19 protein-coding genes and 1 tRNA gene are annotated in these 22152 nt (G+C 70.4%); 8 read left to right on the top strand and 12 right to left on the bottom strand.

The features are described from left to right. Window positions 1-23: 23 nt before the first annotated feature. On the top strand, window positions 24-359 hold the full coding sequence (locus BIV25_RS51065) for a hypothetical protein (RefSeq protein ID WP_177235314.1): 336 nt from the start codon (window positions 24-26) through the stop codon (window positions 357-359). Window positions 360-792: 433 nt separating this feature from the next. Here BIV25_RS51065 and BIV25_RS17355 read toward each other — a convergent pair whose 3' ends face one another. From BIV25_RS17355 to BIV25_RS17345, 3 genes are read right to left on the bottom strand one after another with little or no spacing between them, the layout of a single operon-like run. Beyond that, window positions 793-1341, bottom strand: a complete 549-nt coding sequence (locus BIV25_RS17355) for an NUDIX domain-containing protein (RefSeq protein WP_071373253.1) — start codon at window positions 1339-1341, stop codon at window positions 793-795. After that, on the bottom strand, window positions 1310-1840 hold the full coding sequence (locus BIV25_RS17350) for a GNAT family N-acetyltransferase (protein WP_071373252.1): 531 nt from the start codon (window positions 1838-1840) through the stop codon (window positions 1310-1312). Before BIV25_RS17350 ends, BIV25_RS17355 begins: the two co-directional genes overlap by 32 nt. Then, a complete protein-coding gene (locus tag BIV25_RS17345; RefSeq protein WP_256255883.1) occupies window positions 1825-3048 on the bottom strand; it encodes an XRE family transcriptional regulator in 1224 nt (407 codons plus the stop codon). The genes BIV25_RS17350 and BIV25_RS17345 overlap by 16 nt, the downstream gene beginning before the upstream one ends. Window positions 3049-3331: 283 nt before the next feature. Between BIV25_RS17345 and BIV25_RS17340 the strand changes: the two genes are divergently transcribed. The 5 genes from BIV25_RS17340 to BIV25_RS17315 all read left to right on the top strand — a co-directional run bounded on the left by BIV25_RS17340 (window position 3332) and on the right by BIV25_RS17315 (window position 7012). Beyond that, the gene (locus tag BIV25_RS17340; protein ID WP_071373323.1) at window positions 3332-3748 is read left to right on the top strand and encodes an ATP-binding protein; all 417 of its coding nucleotides are present in this window, start codon (window positions 3332-3334) and stop codon (window positions 3746-3748) included. Between the two features lie 461 nt (window positions 3749-4209). Continuing rightward, on the top strand, window positions 4210-4512 hold the full coding sequence (gene tgmA / locus BIV25_RS17330) for a putative ATP-grasp-modified RiPP (RefSeq protein WP_071373249.1): 303 nt from the start codon (window positions 4210-4212) through the stop codon (window positions 4510-4512). Next, the gene (tgmB, locus tag BIV25_RS17325; protein ID WP_256255881.1) at window positions 4509-5480 is read left to right on the top strand and encodes an ATP-grasp ribosomal peptide maturase; all 972 of its coding nucleotides are present in this window, start codon (window positions 4509-4511) and stop codon (window positions 5478-5480) included. The genes tgmA and tgmB overlap by 4 nt, the downstream gene beginning before the upstream one ends. Beyond that, window positions 5470-6657, top strand: coding sequence for an ATP-grasp peptide maturase system methyltransferase (tgmC, locus tag BIV25_RS17320; RefSeq protein WP_071373248.1), 1188 nt, complete (start codon window positions 5470-5472; stop codon window positions 6655-6657). Before tgmB ends, tgmC begins: the two co-directional genes overlap by 11 nt. Before the next feature lie 31 nt (window positions 6658-6688). Continuing rightward, complete coding sequence (locus tag BIV25_RS17315) at window positions 6689-7012, top strand: DUF6087 family protein (protein ID WP_071373247.1); 324 nt, start codon at window positions 6689-6691, stop codon at window positions 7010-7012. A gap of 173 nt (window positions 7013-7185) precedes the next feature. Here BIV25_RS17315 and BIV25_RS17310 read toward each other — a convergent pair whose 3' ends face one another. From BIV25_RS17310 to BIV25_RS17290, 5 genes are all read right to left on the bottom strand, one after another. Continuing rightward, window positions 7186-8898: a relaxase/mobilization nuclease domain-containing protein gene (locus BIV25_RS17310; RefSeq protein ID WP_071373246.1), complete on the bottom strand. Its 1713-nt coding sequence runs from the start codon at window positions 8896-8898 to the stop codon at window positions 7186-7188. Next, complete coding sequence (locus BIV25_RS17305) at window positions 8895-9461, bottom strand: MobC family plasmid mobilization relaxosome protein (protein ID WP_071373245.1); 567 nt, start codon at window positions 9459-9461, stop codon at window positions 8895-8897. Before BIV25_RS17305 ends, BIV25_RS17310 begins: the two co-directional genes overlap by 4 nt. 387 nt (window positions 9462-9848) lie before the next feature. Continuing rightward, the gene (locus tag BIV25_RS17300; RefSeq protein ID WP_071373244.1) at window positions 9849-10760 is read right to left on the bottom strand and encodes a DUF2637 domain-containing protein; all 912 of its coding nucleotides are present in this window, start codon (window positions 10758-10760) and stop codon (window positions 9849-9851) included. 411 nt (window positions 10761-11171) lie between these two features. After that, window positions 11172-12437 (bottom strand): DUF3631 domain-containing protein, encoded by a 1266-nt coding sequence (locus BIV25_RS17295; RefSeq protein WP_071373243.1) that lies wholly within the window; start codon window positions 12435-12437, stop codon window positions 11172-11174. Window positions 12438-12774: 337 nt separating this feature from the next. Beyond that, entirely contained in the window at window positions 12775-13014 is a 240-nt protein-coding gene (locus BIV25_RS17290; protein WP_071373242.1) for a hypothetical protein, read from the bottom strand. 95 nt (window positions 13015-13109) lie between these two features. On the opposite strand from BIV25_RS17290, the gene BIV25_RS17285 reads away from it, so the two are divergent. Together BIV25_RS17285 and BIV25_RS17280 are read left to right on the top strand one after the other, a co-directional pair. Further along, window positions 13110-13793, top strand: coding sequence for a helix-turn-helix domain-containing protein (locus BIV25_RS17285; RefSeq protein ID WP_071373241.1), 684 nt, complete (start codon window positions 13110-13112; stop codon window positions 13791-13793). Next, complete coding sequence (locus BIV25_RS17280; RefSeq protein WP_071373240.1) at window positions 13790-15403, top strand: site-specific integrase; 1614 nt, start codon at window positions 13790-13792, stop codon at window positions 15401-15403. Before BIV25_RS17285 ends, BIV25_RS17280 begins: the two co-directional genes overlap by 4 nt. A 127-nt stretch (window positions 15404-15530) precedes the next feature. Here the strand turns inward: BIV25_RS17280 and BIV25_RS17275 are convergent. The 4 genes from BIV25_RS17275 to tmk form a co-directional block, all read right to left on the bottom strand. Beyond that, window positions 15531-15604: transfer RNA gene (locus BIV25_RS17275), tRNA-Thr, on the bottom strand. Between the two features lie 130 nt (window positions 15605-15734). Further along, on the bottom strand, window positions 15735-17339 hold the full coding sequence (locus BIV25_RS17270) for an alpha/beta hydrolase (RefSeq protein ID WP_071373239.1): 1605 nt from the start codon (window positions 17337-17339) through the stop codon (window positions 15735-15737). A 163-nt stretch (window positions 17340-17502) separates the two neighbouring features. Continuing rightward, complete coding sequence (locus BIV25_RS17265; RefSeq protein WP_071373238.1) at window positions 17503-18708, bottom strand: DNA polymerase III subunit delta'; 1206 nt, start codon at window positions 18706-18708, stop codon at window positions 17503-17505. A gap of 164 nt (window positions 18709-18872) precedes the next feature. After that, complete coding sequence (gene tmk / locus BIV25_RS17260; RefSeq protein WP_071373237.1) at window positions 18873-22076, bottom strand: dTMP kinase; 3204 nt, start codon at window positions 22074-22076, stop codon at window positions 18873-18875. Window positions 22077-22152: the final 76 nt, after the last annotated feature.

Raw genomic sequence — 22152 nt, 5'->3', positions numbered from 1 at the left:
GCACGAGCGCCGGTCGCACGGTCATGCGAGACTTCAGCGTGCCGCTGCAACAGCGTCATCGCGTGCTGCGGTTTCACGGGACCCGGCTTCGCCTTGGCGGCGATTCCGCCACCCGCAGCCGGCGCGGCGACCGCCGCGCCTGGGACCGCGGCGTTGAGACCCACGAGAAGAGCGAGCACCACACCGGCTCTGAGCAGCCTCAATCGACGCACGTTCATGACACAACCCCCCTGGCCCGGTACTTCGTGGCACCGCGACACTCAGTCGGTCATGAACATGTCGCCGAAGAAGGATTCCCGGCGTACACGCTGAAGGTCAACACCGAAGATCCCAGAAAAGTCGATCTCGACTCTATTTAGTCAAGCGTTGATATGACACTCAAGGTGACGGTTTTCCTCTAGCTTTCCGTGTGCCCCCTGTGACGTCGCCGAGTTTCTTGGTTTCCCATTTGCAGTCTTCACCGTAAGTTGACCCTGACATCTCGTAACCATGGGGATTTTAGAGAGCGTATGTGGCTGGACATGAGAAGCTCCGATCGCTGCTCGACTGCGCGGTTACCCGAAAGCTGACGCGAAAGCGATGACCTGAGCTGTCGGTGGCCAATGAGGCAGCAGGTTATCTTCGCCGGCTCAGGGGCCGAAGGTGGGAGGCGCTTCTCGTAGAGATCACTGGGCCCGTCAACAGCACCGTGTACAGCCCCTATCTCGTCCGCCGGTGCATTGACCTCTACGAAAGCCTGATCAATTCCACCCCAACCGGTGATGGCAGCCGAGACCGGGATCGTCGGGAGACTCAGCGGTGCCAGCCGTCGAGGGAAACCTTCGGCCCTCCGGTGAGGTAGTGGTGAAGTGCGGCGGCGGTGGTGTCCACGAACTCCGCAGGGATGGCGCCGGTGTCGACCCAGCAGACCTGGGCGTGCTTGTGCGGTTCGCAGTTCTCCGGTTCACCGGTCCAATCGTGGGCCTCGAAGACGACGGTGAGGAAGCCGTTGGGGGCTTCGACGCCCCAGGCGCCGTGGATGATGTGGGCGACCTTCAGGGCCTCCGGCTTCATGGTCAGGCCGGTCTCCTCGTACAGCTCGCGCACTGCTGTATCGGTGATGGGTTCGCCGGGTTCGTTCTTGCCGACGGGGAGGTCCCACATGCCCTGGGCGAACTTGGCGTTCTGGCTGCGTTGGAGGAGGACGACGCGGTTGGTGACCTTGTCGTGGACGATAACGCCGGCGACCAGCAGGGTCATGGATTCGAGGGCGGGTGGAAGGGCTTTGGGCTGGTCGTCGGTCCGCGGCTGGGTCACCTCATCGCCCCACTCAGCCACGAAGACCCTTGACCATGACCGCATACACCGGTGAGTCGGCGAAGGGCTGCTGCTCGCCGGCCTTGGCATACCCCCAGGACTCGTAGAGCGCCTGCACCTTCGGGTGCGTGACGTCGACCAGCAGCACGGCGAGATCTTCCGTGCGCTCCTTCAGCAGAGCTTCGTGGAGTCGTTCAGAGACGCCTTGCTTGCGCCATCGTGGGCGCACCATGACCTCGGACACGGCGTAGGTGGCGGTGTAGCCGTTGTTCGGCTCGTAGTCGGTGGAGCGCCACCACTCGCGGCCGGGAGCGAGGGGTGCACCGTAGGCAAAGCCGACCGGCTCGTCGGTGTCGTACGCCACCACGCAGGAAAAGCCCTCCCTGCCTGCCCAATGGTCGACGAACCAGGCGAAGCGCTGGTGGAAGGGGTCGTCCATCTGGTCGGCGTAGGCGTCGGCGTGTACATCAATGAGCATCTGCCGGAAGCCCTCGGGGAGGTTTCCCTCCTGGAAGTGACGCAGGTCGGTCACGTTCGGCTCCATTCGGTTCGCATGCGGTCTGCCCAGTCTCGTGCGTAGGAGGTGGAGGGAGCCACGGTGAACAGTCCGCGGTGGAAGTCGCCGATGAGGGTCCGCATCCGGCCGGGCATGGGGTCGCCGTCCATGATGGTGAAGACGTCGGCAGCCGTCGCTGTGGCCTGTTCGGCTTCTCCTTGGTGGAGTTGTGCGAGAGCGAGCTGAGCGGTCGCGAGTGCCCTGTTGCGCCTGAAGGCGGTGGGGATCTTGGCCAGTGCCCGGTGGGCCATGGCTTCGGCGTGGGCGTTACGGCGGCTGTTGAACTGCACGACGGCGGCGAGGTGGTCGAGCTCGGCCTGGCCGTAGAAGGCCGTCCAGCGAGGGCGCTGGCGCTGCGCGGCTTTGGTGAAGGTGTCCTGGGCCGATCCCAGGGACCGCAGCCCCGCACGGCTGTCACCGAGAGCCGCGTAGGCGAGGGCGATGCGGACCCTGCCCAGCGAGTCGAAGAACGGATCGCGGCGAGCCGCCGAGGAGGCTTGTGCGGCCTGTGCCGCTGCCAGCGCCTCCGGCCAGTTGTGCCGCTGGTAGGCCAGGATCGAGAGGTTGATCCACACGCGTATTTCGGTGGCACCGTCCTGGGAGAGGCCGGCGTAGGTCGCCGATTCGTTCAGGTAGGTCTGTGCTTGGTCGAGGTTGCGGGCATCGATGCAGGACCAGGCCGCAATGGTGGTGTATTCGGCGGCCAGCGCGTACAGGGAGCGGCGGACACGTTCGCCGGCGTTGCGCTGCTGTAGCTCCAGCACCTTGTCACGCCCTTGCACGGCGTCTTTCTCCAGTGCTGTGTGCCCACCCTGGCGGTCGTCGGCTTCGACAAGGGCGTCCACACCGGCGGCGGCCCGAGCCACGTCCGACATACCTACCGTGCGGCGTTGGGCAATCAGGGGAACGGCGGCGGCTGCGGTGCCGGTGGCTGAGCTGAGGAAGGTGCGACGCCGCACGGGGTCCTCCTGCGGATGTTGCATGGCGCGTGGTGCGGTGAACCCTAAGTCCTCGACGCAGCAGCCGAACACCCGCTCCAACGCCGCGCACGTGCGCCCGATGGGCCGACAGGATGTTCCGTTGAGCAGGTTGCGGACCGTGCGGGAGGAAACGTCGCCGGGCCGACCGGTGATCTCTGCCAGCGCAGCGTTCATCCGACCAGCCAATTCATCCTGGCTGAGCCCGAGTTCCTCCATCCGGCTCCTGAGGACGGTGTTCACTCCCATGCAACCGACCGTAGCCCCACGACCACGGACCGACCAGACCAGAGGTCACTGGAGCGTAAAGTCTTCCGGTTCTGCGTGGGCGGTCGGAGCGCTACCTTTCCTGTTCCTCATCGCCGAGGGGGCGTTGACTCGGTATCAGCCGTCAAGCGGGCCAGGGTCCCCCTACCTCTCCCTGACGGCATGGAGGAGCGCCCGCCCGGCGCACATAGTCGCAGGGCGGGCGTCCCAGCCTCGGAGGGATGACCCCGTGACCATGACCGCCGCCAGAACAACAGCGACAGGCATTCCGGGCTACACCCAGACCGTGCCGTGTGTGCCGGAATCCGCACGCCGAGCGCGCATACTCGTCTCCACCGCTCTGAACGCCTGGGGCATAGGCGAGCTGGCAGAGGCCGGCACGCTGGTCGTCTCGGAGCTGATCACCAATGCCATCGACCACACTCCCTGCCGCTTGGTCCGTGTCGTGATTCGACGCCAGACAGCCGAGGTGGTCCGGATCGGCGTCGCCGACAAATGCCGAGCCACTCCGGAACCGGGCCGCCCGGACGACCAAGCTGAAGACGGCCGTGGTCTCCTCCTGGTGGAGTCGCTGAGCTGGCGATGGGGCTACGACCTGCATCGGTGGGGAAAGATCGTGTGGGCCGAGCTGCGGGTGCCGACCTCATGCTGACCTCGCGCGTGTTCTTACGGCTCATGGCCTCCGAGGAACTGGTCGACGACCCGTGCCCGAATGCATGCGTAGAGCTCCTCTTCGTCCCGCTTACGGATGCTCCGGTTGCACCGGATCCGCTGCGAATAACTCCGGCTGATCTGCTGCGACTCCACGTCGAGTCGGGGCTGGCTCTGGGAGAGATCCGCGGGCAGGTAGAGCGTTCCGAATCGCATGGCAGCGGCAGCTCGACCACTGGTACCGCGATGGCCGGCTGGCCGTGCAGTCGCGGGCACCGGACATCAGCCTTCTCCAACGGGTCCTCGCCGGGCTACGGAACCTCCACCCGGTTTCGGCGTAACCCCTGGCGCCCCGCCATCCAGCGCCCATAAGACCCCCGCTCAGGTCGGTCCGGACTCCCGGACGCCCTGCGGGTCGCAAGTCACATGAAGGACAAGGAAGTTCCGACAGGAAGGAAGACCGTGTTCAACTACATGGATCGCTTTCCCACTGGCAGCCCGCTGCCGCAAGGGCACCTGACTGCGGCTCCGTGGGGGCTGCGCCGCATGACCCCATACCCGCCCGTCGCCGGCCCTGTCTACGCGACGGTGGAGCTGGACTCCGAGACGCAGACCGCCCGGTACTTCGACGCCTCCGGGGCGCCCACCATGTCCCCGGGCCACGGCACGTCCTCCGGGACCAACCCCACGACCGGCACCACGGGCCAGGGTGATCGCAGCAGCGACTCCCCGGACAGCGACACCGGGAACGACACCGACCAGTGACTCTGCTGACGAAAGACGATCGACCCGTCCTGGTCGTCACCAACCTCGACGACCCGACCGCGGACTTCGTGATCGCCGAGCTGCACGACCGGGGTGTCCCGGTCGTGCGGTTCGACTCCGGTGACTTCCCCGCCACCCTGTCGTGCTCTGCCACCATCGGCGGCACCGACAGCTGGCGGGGAAGCCTGCGGACCCCGAGCCGACATGCCGCGCTGGGCACCATGCGGTCCATGTACTACCGGCGCCCCTCCGGGTTTGCGTTCCCTCACTTCGACCGGCAGGACGAGCGGTTCGCCGTGGCGCAGGCCCGCTACGGGCTCGGCGGCGTCCTGACCTCCCTGCCCGACTGCCTCTACGTCAACCACCCCAACCGAATCGGCGACGCCGAGTACAAGCCCGCCGGGCTCGCCGCTGCGACGGCCGCTGGCTTCACGGTGCCGCCGACACTGATCACCAATGTCCCCGACGACGCACGTGCCTTCATCAAGGAGCACGGCACCGTCATCTTCAAACCGATCTCGGTTCCGCTCTACCTGGTCGACGGCAAGGCCCAGACCGTGCCGGTGACCGAAGTGACCGCCGACGAGATCGACGGCTCGGTGACCGGCACCATGCACCTCTTCCAGAAGCGTGTGGACAAGGTCGCCGACATCCGCGTCACGGTGATCGGCGCACACGTCTTCGCTGTGCGGATCGACTCCGGGCTGCTCGACTGGCGCACGGACTACAGCACACACGCGTACACGCCTCTTGCCGTGCCGCCCGCTGTGGAGCGGTCGATGCGTGCCTACCTGGAGCACTTCCGGCTCGTCTTCGGAGCGTTCGACTTCGCCCTGACCGACTCTGGAGAGTGGATCTTCATCGAGTGCAATCCTTCGGGGCAGTGGGCATGGATGGAGCCGGCGACCGGCCTGCCCATGACCGCCGCACTCGCCGATCTCCTGCAAGGAGGGCTGCATGGCCAGTGAGACCGACATCGAGACGGCCTCGGCCGACCTCCGGCACCGCCTCGCCCGACAGCTGGAGAAGGACGGCTGGCTGCGGTCGCCGCAGTGGCGTGCCGCTGTGGAAGCCGTCCCTCGCCACACCTTCGTTCCACGCTTCTACCGGGAGAGCGACGCCCCAGGCGTCACGACCTGGGAGCCGGTCACACCCCAGTCCGTCGGCCAAGAGGAGTGGCTGCGCCTCGTCTACAGCGACGAGACGTGGATGACCCAGTTCGGCGGCCGGGACATCGACTGGGCCGACCCGAAACCGATCAGCAACGCGGTTCCGACCTCCTCGTCCACCTTGCCGAGCCTCGTGGTGCGGATGTTGGAAGACCTGGACGTGCAGGACGGCATGAACGTCCTGGAAATCGGCACCGGCACCGGCTACTCGACAGCGCTCATGTGCCACCGACTCGGAAGCGAGCGCGTGACCTCGATCGAGACGGACGAGGGCGTGGCCCGACGCGCCCGAACGGCTCTGAGCGCCTCCGGCTACAACCCGCGGCTGCTGGTGGGGGACGGCCGTGCCGGCCACCCAGGCGGAGTGCCGTACGACCGGCTGATCGCCACGTGCGGCTTCCGCAGCATCCCTCCCACCTGGCTCCGGCAGGTGGCGCCGGGCGGCGTCATCCTCGCCACCCTGCGTGGCTGGATGCGCTCCCTCGGTCTGGTCAAGCTCATCGTCGCCGGAGACAGCGCGAGCGGGTGGTTCAGCGAGGACGACCCGAGCTTCATGATCGCCCGCCAACAGGACGCGCCGGAGAGCCTCGGCGCGGTTCCGGCGCCCGAGGACGGAACCACGCGCAGGGCCACGTACGGGCCAGAAGTCCTCACAGCCTCTGGGCCGGCGTTCATGGCGCAGCTCGCGGCACCGGACGCCCGGTTCTTCTCCATGACGGTCGACGGCGGGCCGGACAGCACGTTCGTGCTGGACAGCGTCACCGATTCCTTCGCCGTCCTCGATCCCACGGACAGTGGCTGGCAGGTCCGCCAAGGCGGCCCGCGCCGCCTCTGGGACGCGGTCGAGTCAGCGGTGGGCACCTGGGAGGAGTACGGCTCGCCGAACACCGCCGCGTTCGGCGCGACCGTCTCCCGCGAGAAGCAGGTCGTCTGGCTCGGGAATCCGAACGGTCCGCATTGGCCACTACCCTCCTGAGACAGCCACCGCCGACGCGAGGAACGTCAGGATGGACGACGAACCGCTGAAGGACTGGGCGGAACGCCATGACGCGGCGATCGGCCGCCTTCGCGCCGTGCCCGTCGTCTCCGGCGACGGTCCCAGGGCATCTCACCTGAATCCGGACGCGCCCCGCGCCATCGAGCGCTGGAACGGGCACATGTGGGAGCCGTACGGGTTTGCCCCCGACCTGGCCGAGGCCAAAGCCATCCTGTACCCAGAGGTCAGCAAGCTGTCTCTTCCAGGACCGGTGCCGAAGCCGCTCGGCTCCGGCACCGGCAAACACCGCAAGCCCCGGGCGCCCAGGCCGGAATACGGCCAGACACAGAGGTGATCGGCGCCGCCGGGCCTGTGGCTGTGCTGGATTGCACTATGACCATTGCCGCTGCCTGAGCGAGCGCCGTGTCGACGGAGGCAAGGGGCAGGAAGCCTGGTGTCCTCGCCGATCGCAGCGGCGAGGACACCAGGCCGGCTTGGCAATACCGGTCGGGCGGGAACGCTTGGCGCCTACCGGCGCTGTCGGTACTGCTGTTCGGTGGGGGGCGCCGCCGCTGTGGGCTGGGGCCGACGGCTCTGCTGAGTGGGGACCGAGCCTGCAATGGTCGAGCGTCGGCGGGCGGCTTCGGCACGGCGGTTGGGTGCCGGGTTTCGGCCGGTGTGCTGGATGCGGGTGATCAGGACCCAGGCCGGTTGTCGGGCGGTGGTCAGCTCGCGCTGCGCAGCGGCCTCTTTGAGCAGCTTGTTGGGTTGGTGGCCGCGGGCTTCGGCGTCGGCAAGGAGGGTGGCGAGCGCGGGCCAGGCAGGGTCGGCGAGGATCCGCTCGGCGCGGTCAGGGACGGCTGCTCGTACGTCACCGGCCAAGACCCGATGGGCTTCCTCCTTGGGCGGCCGGGACGAGAGTTCGGCGAGGGTTGGCCCGAGGGCGCGGTCAGCAGCTGTCTGGAGGTGCTGTGCGGCCTGGCGAGCGGCGTCAGCCTGGTGAGCGTGGCTCTTCGCCTCATGCCAGCGGGCGGCGACGATGGCAGCCCAGGCGAGGGCCGCGATCAGTGCTGCTAGCGCGCTGCCCTCTGGCCCGGTGGCGGTGTACACGATGTCGCGTGCCGCGCTACGAAGAGCTTGGGCGGCACGGTCTTCGGCCCGGATCTGGGAACGCTGGGCTCGGGCGAACGCCTTTGAGGCGGCTTGGAGTTCGGCACGCAGATTCTCGGGGGCTTTCTGAGCGGTGGCTTCGAGTAGTTCGCCGAGGGCGGTGATCTGAGCTTGGGCGTGTGTGTCGTCGGCGAGGTCGCTGTGGAAGGTGTCGAGGGCGTCGGTGGCCTGATGCCAGGGAGTGGTGGGGCGGTTCCGGCGGGCGGTGGGGTGTTCTTCCGGCCGGCCTGCTTCCAGGCGGGCCTTCAGCTTGGGCAGGGTGAGGTCAGGGGCGATCTTTCCGCCGGGGTGGAAGATCTGTTCCCCGTCCTTGTCGAGGTCGCCGGGGCGGCCGACGGCGTAGCCGAGGAGGTCTCCGGACGGTCCACGGCGCGGTTTGACCGCGATGCCGTCGGCTTCGAGGTAGGCGAGCAGTTCCTCGGCGCTGCCCGCATGAGGGATGGCGGCGCGGATGCGGTCCTGGAGCCACTCCCGGCTGGTCTGCTCCCAGCCGAGGCGTTCGGCCTTGTGCATCTCGGCCTGGGTGGGCCGGCGGACACCGGTGCGGTCGCCCTTCTTCAGCCGGCGCAGCCCGTAATCCTTCTCGATCTGCCGGCAGGCGTCGCCGACGCGGATGCCGCTGCCGTGGAGCCTGGGGCGACGGCCGTCTTCGCGGACGGTGGTGGCGAGGATGTGGATGTGGTCGTCGGCGTGACGGACGGCGATCCAGCGGCAGGCCAGGTCGTCACCGGCCGGGGCGATGCCAGCGGCCTGGACGATGCGCTGGGCGATCTCGGCCCACTGAGTGTCTGAGAGGTAGCGGTCCTCGGGGGCCGCGCGGACAGGGCAGTGCCAGACGTGGTCGGTGACCTTCTTGCCGAACTCGCTGTTCCGAAGCTGAACGGGCGCATCGAGGTGGCGGGCGAGTTCGGTGAGGGTGGCGTTCTCGTCGCGGCCGGGGTCGGGCATGCCGAGCACGGCGAAGGCGGCGACGATGTGCGGGTCGGTGTGCTCGTCGTGCCGACCGGGGCCGTAGAGATAGGCGAGCAGGCCACGGGTGTTGGACCCAGCCGGTTTGATGGCGGCGATCACGCGGCCCAGTCCTTCCCCGTGTCTGTGTCCGCCGGTTCGCGCAGGGCCTCGGCGATCAGCTCCAGCAGATGGTGCAGCTCGCCGAGGCGCTGGCGGAGGTCCGGCGGGGTGAGGTCGCTGTTGAGGGCGCGGGCGATCTGGTTGACGTTGACGCCGATCCGGTTGAGTTCGCGCAGCACCTGGGCGCGGAACATGTGGGTACGGCGGCGGTCCTCGGACAGCGGCAGGTTCGCGGTGAACCGGCCAGTGATGAAGGCGAGGACGATGTCGGCGGCGAAGCCGGACTCGCCCTTGTAGCCGTGGTCAGCTGCCTGGTCCTGGAGCTGGGTGTGCTCGTCGCCGGTGAAACGCAGCGGTCCGACGCGGACCACGCGCTTGGTACCGGTGAAGCGACGGATCGTGGGCTGCACGTTCTGCACGGCGGGCTCGCCGACGTCGGTCTCGACGGCGCTAACGGGGTGGAGGACTTCGCGCTGAGCAGCCTGGAGTTTGTCCGGGTCGGGGCTGCCCTCGGCCCCGGCCCCCTGGTTCTGCGCCCCCTGGCGCTGGGCCGTCTCCGCCACCCCTGGGGCGGAGGCCCCCGAAGACCGACCTTGAGTCGGACTCGGGGTACTACTGGCTCCGCCAGGGCCACCCCGTCCGAACGCCCGCCGCAGACGGTTCATCAGCGTAGGGGACTTCGTCAGCTTGAGTGGCTCGTCGGGGGTGTTCTCGCAGTGGTGCGGGTCGTGCGTCATGGGTGGTTCTCCGGATGGGGCAGGGAAGGCAGGCGGGGCGGTGGCAAAGGCCAGGGGTATGCAGCGGCGGCTGGCTGTCCACAGGTGTGGATGAGCAGGCGCTGCGGTGGCGGGGGTGCGGGACACGGCACGCTCGGTGCGTGGGCTCGCCGGGGTTTCGGTGGGCACCGGAAGTACTTCCGGTGCCCACCGAAAGGCGTCGTTCCAGGCGTGTCAGCCGGTGCTGCTGCCGACTGCGGCGGCGCTTTCGGGCTCGGCCTTCTCAGCGTTCAACTCGTCGCAGATCTTCTGCACGCGGCCGTTCGCGGCTTTCCGGCCGCGTTTGACGCGGATCTCGTCCCCGACCTCGGTGGAGGAAGCGGATCCCGTACGGGCCTTCACCTCGCGCGCGATGGCCCGTATCTCGTCATCGGAGATGTCCTGCGGGCGCCCGGTACGCCGAGACCGTGCTCCGGTCGGCTTTGGGGCCGGGCTGGTGGCCTCACCTTTCGGAGGGGATGCCGCATCGACCGGACGGTCGGAGTCGGGATGCTCCGTCGGCCCGTCTCCGTGATGGGGGTCTTCGCCAGGAGCGGCAGGCTGTGCGGTGCTGGCCGGTGGTTCCGGCGCCGAGGCGGGCGCGGGTTTCCGGAGGCTGGCGGGTTGCTCGACGAGCTGGTGGATCTGCCGCATCAGGACACCGAAGGCCAGCAGTGCGGCGGTCGGGGGAACCGCTGCGACCACATAGTCGAGCAGCGGCACGGTGTCGGCGTTGCCAGTCCCATTGGCCCCGGCCACGTTGAGCGCGATGGAGCCGACCGACCCGGCAGCGGTCACGGCGATGGCCCACTTGTCGGTCACCTGGCGCAGGCCGGCGCGGAGCATGAGCAGTTCGCCCGCGACGATGAACGCGTCCAGGGTGGCGGGCCAGGCCCAGCGGCGGATCGGGGAGCCACCGAGGCCGTGTTGGCCGGCGACGTCGGCCAGGTGTGCGTAGGAGAGCCAGAACGCTCCGGCGGTTAGGACGACGATGACGACGCCGGCCGCAATGAGCGCGTACCGCTCGGCGTCCTGCTGGGTCATCGACAGCCAGCCTTCGTCGGGGCGGTGCCCCCGGTCGTCGGGGGTGGGTGTGAGGAGGGTCAAGCGGGGTACTCCTGGGGCTTGGTGGTGTGATCCGTCTTGGCCGTCTTGGCCGTTGCAAGCGCAGGTCAGGGCCGGTACGGCAGGGGGCTCGGCCTTCCGTCCTGCAGGCGTCTTCGGCTGCCACGGGGCTCGCGACCCGTCATGGTCGAACCGAGTGTGGGCGTGGGTCTCTGCCGGTCGGGACGGCACTGACGCTTTGTGCCGTCCCGACCGGCAAAGCCGTGGCCTGCGGCGATACGGCGGGGACGTGCGGGACGCCACAAGACGGACCGGGGCAGTGTCCTGGCGGCGGCAGCGCGTCCATCGTGATCGCGTTGCCGTCTTGTCCCCAGTTGCCGTCTTGCCTGCATGCCGTTTGACCTGCGGGATCACGGCAGGGACGGCAGGGACGGCCACTGGGGGATGCGGGGTTCAGCCTGCGGCGGGGGCGGCAGGTTCGGCGTTCACTGAGTGAACGGTGGGGCAGTAGCGGCGCCAGGCATCGAGGAACTTGTTGCGCATGTAGCCCTTGCGCTGGGTTCCGTCGGCGAGGCGGACATTGCCGGGCTTGATGCCGAACTGGCCCAGCATCTTCGCCAGATCGCGGGCGGTCAGCCCATTGCGTCCCCATTCCGCCCACGGGCTCTCCGCGTCCTGGCGGAGGTGGTGCAGCAGTTCGTCCGTGGAGAGGCTGTCCACCTCCCGTTGGGCGACGAAGACCCGGCGGATGTCCGCCAGGATCCGTGCCCCACCGGGATGCTCCTCCTCCACCTCGACCTCGGAGGTGACCATCCGTGCGCACGCCTCACGGGCGCGGCGGGGCCAGGACCCGGCGGCAAGGTCGGCGACGATGACCAACGGCTCCCAGGTATCGGCAGCCCGGTCTTCCACCGGCATCTCCGGCTCCAGGTCCGCTGCCTCGTCCAGCAGCGGGCGGGCCCACGCGGCGATGCGGTCACGCAGGTCGTGAAGAGCCGGGATGTCGCGGCGCGAGCGGAAGGGCTTGACGTGCTCGCCCTCTGCCCGGCGGCGCATCCGGATGACCACCGACCGGTCCATGATCGTGTCGGGCAGGTCACCGATCCCCGCGAGGGCAGCCATCGCGAAGGTGGCGAACCGGTGCGGGGTGTGGTCGTTGCCGACCACACGCGTGACGAAGCGGTTGCGCTGATGGCCGGCGTTGAGCAGGCCGCGCATCTCCTCGTTCTTCTCCGCCTGCTTCGGCGTGCCGAAGATGGTGTCCGCCTCGTCCACCAGGAGCGTGGGAGGCTCCTCGGTAATCGACCGGAAGACCGCAGCCGGTGTGGTGTTGATGGTGAGCATGGGCTCGTGGACCGTCTCGGTCAGCACGTCCAGCAGCCGCGACTTGCCGCACCGCTTCGCCGGACCCACCACCGCCAGACGCGGCGCGTGCTGCCAGGCGGGCTGCAGGTGCGTCGCCGCCACCCACAGCGTGACCGCGTCCAGCGCTTCCGGCGTGGGCAGGATCACGAACTTCGCTATCTGCGCACGCAGTTCGTCCAACAGCGCCGAGCCGACGGTCGGCTCCGGATCCGGTGCCGGCTCTTCGGCTGCCACGGCTGGCGCAGTGCGCTCGGGTTCGCCCTGGTCGGGCTTGCCCGGCACCGCGACCGGCGGCCAGACAGAAGCAGGTGCGGGAGCGGGGGTGGAATAGGGCGCGGGGTTCTCAGGTTGCACTCGGCGGTTCCTCTTTCTGCGTCGCCGGGCATGCAGGCCCGGCGGGCGCGGATCGTTCGTTGGATGCGGGCGACAGAGTTTCCAGGGCCTCCGGCGTTGCTGCGCCGGAGGCTCGCTGTGTTCAGAGACTGAGCGCTCGGTGTGTTCCGAGTCGGAACACACGGTCTGTCCCGAGTCGGGACGCGGGCGCTGTTTCCTGAGGAAACACTCGCTTCGTTTCCTGCGGAGACGCGTGCTCTGTTCCCTGAGGGAACACGGACAGTACGTCCACGCCCGGCAACAGTCCAGCGCTTCTGTGTCAGCTCAGCGCAGAACCATCTGCTAGGTTCCCGCCCCTTCACGCCGCCAGCCCGAGCAGCTCCAGCAGATCCGCGGTCACCACCCGGTAGGCATTGCCCAGCCGCAGCACCTTGCACGGGTACTCGCCCCGCTTCGCCAGCTCATACCCCTTACTCCGGCCGAGTCCCAGAGCCCGGTTGCCCGTGTCCAGGTCGACAGCCACGGGCAGAGCGAGCAGTTCCTCCCGGCTCATGCCCTTCGAGCCCTTCGGCTGCCCGGTCGTCGCACCTTCGCGCATGCAGTGCACCCCCTTCCACGCAGCCCTCGGCGAACGTGACGATCACGCCCGGCTCCAGGCCACTAAATCCAGAATGGCGAAGCTAATGTGTCTCCATGACACAAAACGATTCCGATGCTGGATACGACGACGAGGACGACGTCCCCGAGTGGGCCGACCACGTCATGGCCACCGTGGCCGCTGAGGTCCGACGCCGAAGGAAGGAGCTGCGCATGAGCGCCCAGGACCTCGCCGACCGCTGCGCGGAGATCGGCCACCCGATCCCCCGCAACGTCATCGCCAATATGGAATCCGGCCGCCGCGCCAACCTGCCCCTGGTCGACGTCATGGTCCTGGCCAGGGCATTGCACACGAACCCGATCTGCCTCATCTACCCGATCGGTTACATCGCCGAGGTCCAGCGGCTCCCGTACGAGGACCGCACTGCTCCGTGGGAGGCCATGTGCTGGTTCACCGCTCAGGACAGCGGCTCCCTGGCCGACCGCGACATGCTCCGCTACCAGCGCGAGCACATCGAGGCCCTCGGCGAGGCGCGCGCCGCGATGGCCAGCGAAAGCTACGCGCAATACGCCGTCGAGCACGCAACCAGCGCCACAAAGCGGGCGGAGGCCCTGCGAGACCAGGCCACCTGCCTGGAGCGCATCGACAAGGCCAAGCAACGCCTCCGCGTAGCCCGCTCCTTCATCCGCCGCGACCGCGGCCTGCTCCCCTACCTGCCACCCGAACTCGCGGACGTCGACCCATCCATCGACAGCACCACCGAGGAGAATGATCTTTGAAGGGCTCCACCTACCGCCGCTGCTCCTGCCGCGACCCGAAGACCGGCAAGGAACTCGGTTCCTCCTGCCCCAAGCGCAACAGCAGGAACCACTGCACGTACTCCATACGCCAGGAGCTGCCGCCCCGAGAGGACGGCAGCCGACGCTCCTTCGCCCGTGGTGGGTACGACAGCCTCAAGGCGGCCCAGTCCGACCTCGACCACGTACGCGCCCTTCTCGGGCTCGCCGAGTCGGACGACCTCGAAGGCACCCAGCTGATCGCGGAGATGTTGTCGGAGGTCAGCCGCGACAAGCTGCCCCTCCCCGACGTGGAGGAGACCAGGCGGCGTCTCAACGCCGGCCAGGACCTTGTGGGCAGCCTCACCGTGGGTGAGTGGCTGGACCGTTGGCTCGCGGGCAAGCGCATCCGGAAGTCGGGCATCAGCCGCTACGAGACCGACGTCCGCGTGCACCTCAAGCCCCACTTGGGGCACCGGCGGCTCGATCGGCTGCGTGTGAGCCATCTCAGCGAGATGTTCACAGCCATCACCGACGCCAATGCCGAGATCCTGGAGCAGAACGCCCAGCGGCGGGCTGCGGTAGAGGAGTTGGCGGCCGTGCCGTGGAAGGGCTTGGAGAACCGGGCCCGCCGCAAGGCCATGAAGGCGGCGATCGATGCGATGCCGCCCTTCCGTCGCGTCACGGGCCCCGCCACGCGCCAGCACATCAAGGCCACGCTCCGCGCTGCCTTGAACGACGCGGTCGGCCAGCAGATCATCACGTTTAACCCGGCGGCCCACGTCGAGATCGACCCCGTCCGTAAACCGAAGGCCCTGGTGTGGACGGACGAGCGGGTCGCCCGGTGGGAGCAGACCGGCGAGAAGCCCTCCCCCGTCATGGTCTGGACGCCGGAGCAGACCGGCGCCTTCCTGGACTTCGTGGCGGATGACCGGCTGTACGCCATGTGGCATCTGATCGCTTTCCGCGGCCTGCGTCGCGGTGAGGCATGCGGGCAGCCCTGGTCGGAAACCAACCTCGACCGGCACTCCCTCACCGTCACCGGCCAACTCGTGCAGGACGGGTGGGAGGTCGAGGCGTCCGAGCCGAAGACCGACAGCGGCTTCCGAGTCGTGGCCTTGGACGACGACACCGTCGGCGTCCTCGAACGGCACCGCAAGCAGCAGGAGGCGGACCGCGAGGAATGGGGAACGGCATGGGTCGAGACCGGCCTCGTCTTCACCCAGGAAGACGGCTCCTGGCTGCACCCGGGGAAGGTCACCGATCTCTTCGAGCGGCTCGTCGCGGCCTCCGGCCTCCCGCCGATCCGGCTGCACGACCTCCGCCACGGCGCGGCCACGCTCATGCTCGCCGCAGGCATCGACGTGAAGATCGTGTCGGACACCCTCGGGCACAGCGACACCCGCATCACGCGGGACATCTACCAGAGCGTCCTCCCCCACGTCGGCAAGAGCGCCGCCGAGGCCACCGCCAAACTGGTCCCGCTCCAGCGGAAGGCGGAGGCGGAGGAAGCCGCACGCAAGGCGGAGAAGGCCCGGAAGAAGGCCAAGCGTGCCAAGAAGGCCCAGGCCGAGGGCAAGACGAAGGCCCGGCGGAAGAAGCCCAAGAAGTAGGGCCGCGCCCCATCCGCTCACGCATCGCTCACGCAAGCCATCTCACGGCACCCCGGCCGTGTGATGCGTCACGCCCCGAGCAACACAAAAGGCCAGGTCACGGGCTATGTGACCTGGCTTTTGCCGGAGCCGCCTTCGGGATTCGAACCCGAGACCTACGCATTACGAGTGCGTTGCTCTGGCCATCTGAGCTAAGGCGGCGCGCCGTCCGCACTATGGTGCGATCGGCAACATCGGTAAGTCTACACAGTTTCCGAGAGTGCTCCGACCAGGCCCCGGGGGCGAGGGCTCCGGGGCGGGTCGCAGGGGGTGTGAGCAGGGATTTCGCGGGCTACGAGCAGCGTTTTCCCGGGGGCGGCGGGGTGCCGTTCAGCAGGTAGGTGTTGATCGAGGTGTCGATGCAGGTGCTGCCGCGGCCGTAGGCGGTGTGGCCGTCGCCGACGTAGGTCAGCAGGTGTCCCGAGGAGAGCTGGCGGGACAGGGACTGGGCCCAGCGGTAGGGGGTCGCCGGGTCGCGGGTGGTGCCGACCACCACGATCGGCGCCGCGCCCCTCGCCTCGATGCGGTGCGGCTTGCCCGTGGCCTTCACCGGCCAGTACGCGCAGTTCAGCGCGGCCCAGGCCAGGGTGTCACCGAAGACCGGGGACGCCTTCTCGAACGCGGGGAGGGCCTGGCGCACCTGGTCGGGGCCGGTGAAGGCGGGGGGCAGGTCCAGGCAGTTCACGGCGGAGTTGGCCATCATGAGGTTGCTGTAGTGGCCGCTCGCGTTCCGTTCGTAGTAGCTGTCGGAGAGCGCGAGCAGGCTCGCGCCGTCGTTCTCCTTCATCGCCGACGTCAGCGCCTCGCGCAGCTGCTCCCACTCCCCCTGGTCGTACATCGCCGCGATCACGCCGGTCGTGGCCAGCGGCTCGCTGAGCTTGCGGCCGTCCGCGTCGCCCGTCGGGATCGGGTGCGCGTCCAGCTTGTGGAAGAACGCCTTGAGGTGGTCGCCGACCTGTGCCGGCGTCGTGCCCTTGCCGCCGAGGGGGCAACCGGAGTGCCGCACGCAGTCCTTCGAGAACGCCTGGAACGCCGTCTCGAAGCCCGCCGTCTGATCGAGGTTCAGCGTGCGGGCGTCGATGGAGGGGTCCATCGCGCCGTCCAGGACCAACCGCCCGACCCGGCCGGGGAACAGGCCCGCGTACGTCGCGCCGAGGAACGTGCCGTACGACGCCCCCACGTAGTTCAGTTTCCGGTCGCCCAGCACCGCCCGCAGGATGTCCATGTCCCGCGCCGCCTCGACGGTGGAGACGTGCCGCAGCAGTCGCGCCGAGTGCGCGCCGCAGCTCTCGTCGAACTTCTTGTCCGCCGCGACCAGCGCGGACCGCTCCCGCTGGTCGTCGGGGGTCATGTCCGCCTGCGTGTACGCGTCCATCTGGCGGCCGTCGAGGCACTCCACCGGCTCGCTGCGGGCCACGCCCCGCGGGTCCATCGCGACCATGTCGTAGCGGGCGCGGACGTCAGCCGGGTAGCCGATGCCCGCGTAGCTCTGGAGGTAGTCGATCGCCGAGCCGCCCGGGCCGCCCGGGTTGACCAGCAGCGAACCGATCGGCCGGCCCTTGCCGGTGGCGGTCTTGCGGGCGACGGCGAGCCGCACGTCACCGGCGCCGGGGTTGTCGTAGTCCAGCGGGGCCTTCATCGTCGCGCACTGGAAGCCCGGGGCGCCGCAGCTCTGCCAGCGCAGCCGCTGGCTGTAGTACGACGACAGCGCCGGCGGCGTCGCCCGCGGCAGCGCGGCCAGCGCCGCGTCCGCCGTGTCGCCGGCCGGGGTGGTCGAACTGCCGGAGGAACAGGCGGACACGAGCAGGGCGGCAGCCGCGAGCAGACCGGCGGCGAGGTGCGCCGTCGCCCGGGTGCGGGGGCCCCTGGTCCGGCGGGGGGATGGCCTGGTGTGCATTCGGCGAGCGTAACGCTGCGCTATGGATCGAGCGCGGCCCGTGCGGGTGATGTGCTCGTACGAGGGACATGCGGGACTGCGAGTGGTGTCACGGGCGCCCCGCACCCGCTCCGGCGGCAGCCGCCCGCCGTTCATCCCGTCTCCGGCAGCGCCCGCACGCCGCTCACCCGGCCCGCAGCGCCATCGTCATCGCCTCCACCGCCAGCAGCGGGGCCACATTGCGGTCGAGGGCCTCGCGGCACGCGCCGATCGCCTCGATGCGGCGGAGGGTGGATTCCGGGCTGCTGCCCCGGGCCAGCCGGTCCAGGGCGTCCTCGGCGTCGGCGTTGGCGATCGCCACGCGGGAGCCGAGCTGGAGGGCGAGCACATCGCGGTAGAAGGCGGTGAGATCGCCGAGGGCGACGTCGAGGCTGTCGCGCTGGGTGCGGGTTCTGCGGCGCTTCTGCATGTCCTCCAGGTCCTTCATCACGCCCGCCGTGCCGCGCGGCAGTCGGCCGCCCTGGGCCGCGCCGAGCGCTGCCTTCAGCTCCTCCGTCTCCTTGCCGTCCATCTCCTCGGCGAGCTGCTTGGCGTCCTCGGCGGCCGCGTCCACCAGCTCCTGGGCGGCCCGGAGACAGGCGCCGACCTCGTCGAGCCGCAGGGGCAGCTTCAGCACGGCGCCCCGCCGCTCGCGGGCCGCCGGGTCGGTGGCCAGACGGCGGGCCCGGTCCACGTGCCCCTGCGTGGCGCGGGCGGCGGCGGCCGCGACCTGAGGCTCGATGCCGTCGCGCCGTACGAGCATGTCGGCGACCGCGTCGACGGACGGCGTGCGCAGGGTCAGGTGGCGGCAGCGGGAGCGGATCGTCGGCAGGACGTCCTCGACGGAGGGGGCGCACAGGAGCCAGACCGTGCGCGGGGCGGGCTCCTCCACGGCCTTGAGGACGGCGTTGGCCGACTTCTCGTTCAGCCGCTCGGCGTCCTCGACCAGGATGATCTGCCAGCGGCCGTTCGCCGGCGCCGTGAACGACTTGCGGACCGTGTCCCGCATGTCCTTCACCAGGACCTCGGAGCCGACCGCGGCGACCGTGTTGACGTCGGCGTGCGTGCCGAGCAGCGCGGTGTGGCAGCCGTCGCAGAAGCCGCAGCCGGGGGAGCCGCCGAGGGCACGGTCGGGACTCACGCACTGCAGGGCCGCGGCGAAGGCCCGCGCCGCCTGGTTCCGCCCCGCGCCGGGCGGGCCCGTGAACAGCCAGGCGTGCGTCATCCTCGACGCCTCGGGCGGCGGCTCGTCGGCCGCGGCGGCCGTGACGAGGGCGTCGGCGTCCCGCGCGGCGGCGCCGAGCACCGCGCTCACCTTCTCCTGCCCGACGAGGTCGTCCCACACGGTCATGGGTCACGCCGCCCTTCCGTCACACTCCGCGTTCCTGCCCTCCATTGTGCGGGCGGGCACTGACAACGCCGCCCGGCCGCCCCGGCGGCCACCGGGAAAGCGCGAGGGCGGCGCCGGTCGATCCCTCCGACCCGCACCGCCCTCCGCCTCGCCGGGGACCGCCGTCAGCCGCGCCGGCCGCGGCCCCGGCTACCGCCCTGCTCCTCGTCCCGGTCGCCGTACTCCCGCTCGTCGTACGACCCCAGCAGTTCGTCCGCCAGCGACGGCAGGTCGTCCAGCGGAGTCTCCTCGGCCCAGTCGGGACGCGGACGGCGGCGCGGTGTGCCGTCGGCGTCGAGCTGGGGCATCTCGCGGGTGCGGTCCTCGGAGCCGTCGGGGCGCGCACCGGGCCGTACGGACGGCAGTACGGCCGTCTCGTCGACCGCGCCCGGCGTCACCGGCGGCAGCACCGCCGTCTCGTCCGCCGCGCCCGGAGCGGCCGGCGGCTGCGGGAGCTCGGCGGTCACCTCGGACTCGGAGCCGGCGCCGGTCCTGGACGCGCGCGTGGGACGGGCCTCCTCGTCGGCCCCCCGCTCGTCCTTGCCGAGCGGCACCACAGGCGTCGGGACCGTCTCCTCGGTACCGCGCGGCGCCGGGGACACGACCGGCGTGGGAACCGTCGACGCCTCGGGCAGGACACCCGGCGCCGCGGGCAGGCGGGTGCTGGACCTGCGGGCCGCCGTGTCGGCCGCCGCCGCTGCCTCGGTCGCCTGACGGCGGGCCTCCTCGGCACGCAGCAGCGCCTCCTCGGCCTTCCGCTGCTTCTCCAGGCGCCGTGCCTCCTCCTCGGCGCGCAGCCGGGCCTCGCGGGCCTCCTCCTCGGCGCGCAGCCGGGCTTCCTCCTCGGCCTGCTTGCGGCGTCGCTCCTCCTCGGCCCTGCGGCGGGCCTCCTCCTCGGCGCGGGCCTTCTCCTCGGCGAGCAGCCGCAGCCGCTCCTCCTCCGCGCGCCGGGCGGCCTCCTCGGCCCGCTGCCGGGCCTCCTCCGCCTGCCGCTCGGCCTCGCGGCGCTGCGCCTCCTCCAGCTCGCGGCGCTTGCGCTCCTCCTCCTCGGCGCGCAGCTTGGCGAGCTGCTCCTGGCGCTCACGCTCCAGGCGCTCCTCCTCGGCCTTGCGGGCGGCCTCTTCCTCGGCCTTGCGGCGGGCCTCCTCCTCGGCCTTCTTCCGCGCCTCCTCCCGGGCCTCGATCTCGGCCTCGGACAGCGGCAGCACGGTGTCGAGCCGGTGCCGGATCACGGTGGTGACGGCCTCGGGCTCCTGACCGGCGTCCACCACCAGGTAGCGGCCGGGGTCGGAGGCGGCCAGCGTGAGGAAACCGGCCCGCACGCGCGCGTGGAACTCCGCCGGCTCCGACTCCAGCCGGTCCGGCGCCTCGGTGAACCGCTCGCGGGCCGTCTCCGGGGAGACGTCCAGCAGGACGGTGAGGTGCGGGACGAGGCCGTCGGTCGCCCAGCGGTTGATGCGGGCGATCTCGGTCGGGGACAGGTCGCGGCCGGCGCCCTGGTAGGCGACGGACGAGTCGATGTAGCGGTCGGAGATGACCACCGCGCCGCGCTCCAGGGCGGGGCGTACGACCGTGTCGACGTGCTCGGCGCGGTCGGCGGCGTACAGCAGCGCCTCCGCGCGGTGCGACAGGCCCGCCGAGGACACGTCCAGCAGGATCGAGCGCAGCCGCTTGCCGACCGGCGTGGCACCCGGCTCGCGGGTGAGCACGACCTCGTGGCCCTTGGCCCGGATCCACTCGGCGAGGGCCTCGGCCTGGGTGGACTTGCCGGCTCCGTCGCCGCCCTCCAGGGCGATGAAGAAGCCGCTGGTGGCCGGTGCCTCGACCGGGTCGTCGCCGCCGAGCAGCGCGTCCTTGAGGTCCTGGCGCAGCGGGATGCCGGAGCGGTCGTCGACCTTGGCGAGCACCAGCGCGGCGACCGGCAGCAGCAGCGCGCCGACCAGCATCAGCGTGAAGGAGGCACCGCCGTGGGCGAAGACGAACCGACCGCTCTCCAGGCGGTGGCGGCCGATGAGCCCGGCGACGACGGGCGCGGTCAGGACGCCGAGCGCTATGCAGACGCGCACCACGGCGTGCAGATGCTCGGTGACGCGCGCCCGGCGGAAGTCCTCGGTCTCCTGGTCGAGCAGGGCGTGCCCGGTGTTCGCCGCCACGCCCGCGGTGACGCCGGCGATCGCGACGATCAGCAGCACCGTGGTGACGTCCGGGACCAGGCCGGCGGCCAGCAGGGCGATGCCGGTGAAGGCGATCGCGAGGGCGAGCAGCCGACGGCGCGAGAGCGAGGGCAGCAGCACGGGGGCCGTACGGATGCCGACGGCGACGCCGCCGGTCAGGCCGAGGACCAGCAGGCCGTACAGGACCGGGCCGCCGCCCAGGTCGGTGGCGTGCAGCACGCACACCGAGACGGCTGCGGCGATGGCGCCCGCGACGGCGGCACAGGCCGGGACGAGCAGCGGGATCGCGCCCGTACGGCCCTTGTCGACGCCGGTGCCGGTGCGCGGACGGCGCAGGCCCTCCAACGGGGACCGCGCGCGGGGGGTGCGCACGTCGGGCAGTTCGAGCGAGGTCAGCACGGACAGGGAGGCGGCGAACAGACCCGCCGCGACGTACGAACCGAGGGCCGCGTGGTGCTGGTCGAACCAGACCACGCCCGTGCCCAGCAGGTTGTTGAGCAGTCCGGCGAGGACCAGGGTGGCGGCGGCCAGCGGGACGGCCAGGAAACCGGTGCGCAGCGACAGCCGGCGCAGGGCGTCCATGTGGTCCGGCAGCGGCCGTACGGTGGCGCCCTCCGGGGGCGGGCCGGGCAGCAGGGCGGGGGCCGCGCTCTCCCGGCACACCGTCCACAGGCGCTCGGCGACGCCGGTGACGAAGGCGGTGACGAGCAGGACGGCCAGCGCGTTGTCCGGCGTCCAGTCGATCCACAGGGGCGCGACGATCAGCAGCAGGGCGCGCACGCCGTCGGCGCCGACCATGGCCCAGCGCCGGTCGAGCGGGCCCTCCTGGCTGGTGAGCGAGGTCAGGGGGCCGAGCAGGACGGCGCCGAAGAGCAGGGTGGCGAGCACCCGCGCGGCGAAGACGGTCGCCACTGCGAACGCCACGCCTCGGTACCCCCCGCCGAACGCGCCCTGGGCGATCGCCGCCTGGAGGACGAGGACGACCAGGACGAGGAGGGCGAGGGCGTCACCGGTGCCGCCGACCAGTTGCGCGCTCCACAGGCGCCGCAGGTCCGGTCGGCGCAGCAGGGAGCGGACGGCGCGCTCGCGGGAGTCCGCGACCAGGGCTTCGTCCGGTTCTGTGGTGGGGGCCGTTGGCTGCTCGGCTCGCGTCATGCGTTCAGCCTATCGGCAGCCACCGACAGGACACGTCCTCTGTCCTGGCATGCGCACGCCCCGACACCAAAGTGAT

Origin of the sequence: Streptomyces sp. MUSC 14 (assembly GCF_001866675.1) — a bacterium.
Classification (GTDB): domain Bacteria; phylum Actinomycetota; class Actinomycetes; order Streptomycetales; family Streptomycetaceae; genus Streptomyces.
The sequence above is the reverse complement of the archived record's forward strand: the minus strand, read 5'-3'. Positions and strand labels throughout refer to the sequence as shown.

Bases quoted from the DNA above. Each gene is read 5' to 3' on its own strand.
- BIV25_RS17265 (WP_071373238.1), bottom strand. From the start codon at position 18,708: ATGACCGTGTGGGACGACCTCGTCGGGCAGGAGAAGGTGAGCGCGGTG.
- tgmC (WP_071373248.1), top strand. From the start codon at position 5,470: ATGGCCAGTGAGACCGACATCGAGACGGCCTCGGCCGACCTCCGGCAC.
- BIV25_RS17345 (WP_256255883.1), bottom strand. From the start codon at position 3,048: ATGGAGGAACTCGGGCTCAGCCAGGATGAATTGGCTGGTCGGATGAAC.
- BIV25_RS17285 (WP_071373241.1), top strand. From the start codon at position 13,110: ATGACACAAAACGATTCCGATGCTGGATACGACGACGAGGACGACGTC.
- BIV25_RS17315 (WP_071373247.1), top strand. From the start codon at position 6,689: ATGGACGACGAACCGCTGAAGGACTGGGCGGAACGCCATGACGCGGCG.
- BIV25_RS17290 (WP_071373242.1), bottom strand. From the start codon at position 13,014: ATGCGCGAAGGTGCGACGACCGGGCAGCCGAAGGGCTCGAAGGGCATG.
- BIV25_RS17350 (WP_071373252.1), bottom strand. From the start codon at position 1,840: ATGGAGCCGAACGTGACCGACCTGCGTCACTTCCAGGAGGGAAACCTC.
- BIV25_RS17340 (WP_071373323.1), top strand. From the start codon at position 3,332: ATGACCGCCGCCAGAACAACAGCGACAGGCATTCCGGGCTACACCCAG.
- BIV25_RS17355 (WP_071373253.1), bottom strand. From the start codon at position 1,341: ATGCGGTCATGGTCAAGGGTCTTCGTGGCTGAGTGGGGCGATGAGGTG.
- BIV25_RS17270 (WP_071373239.1), bottom strand. From the start codon at position 17,339: ATGCACACCAGGCCATCCCCCCGCCGGACCAGGGGCCCCCGCACCCGG.
- tmk (WP_071373237.1), bottom strand. From the start codon at position 22,076: ATGACGCGAGCCGAGCAGCCAACGGCCCCCACCACAGAACCGGACGAA.
- BIV25_RS51065 (WP_177235314.1), top strand. From the start codon at position 24: ATGCGAGACTTCAGCGTGCCGCTGCAACAGCGTCATCGCGTGCTGCGG.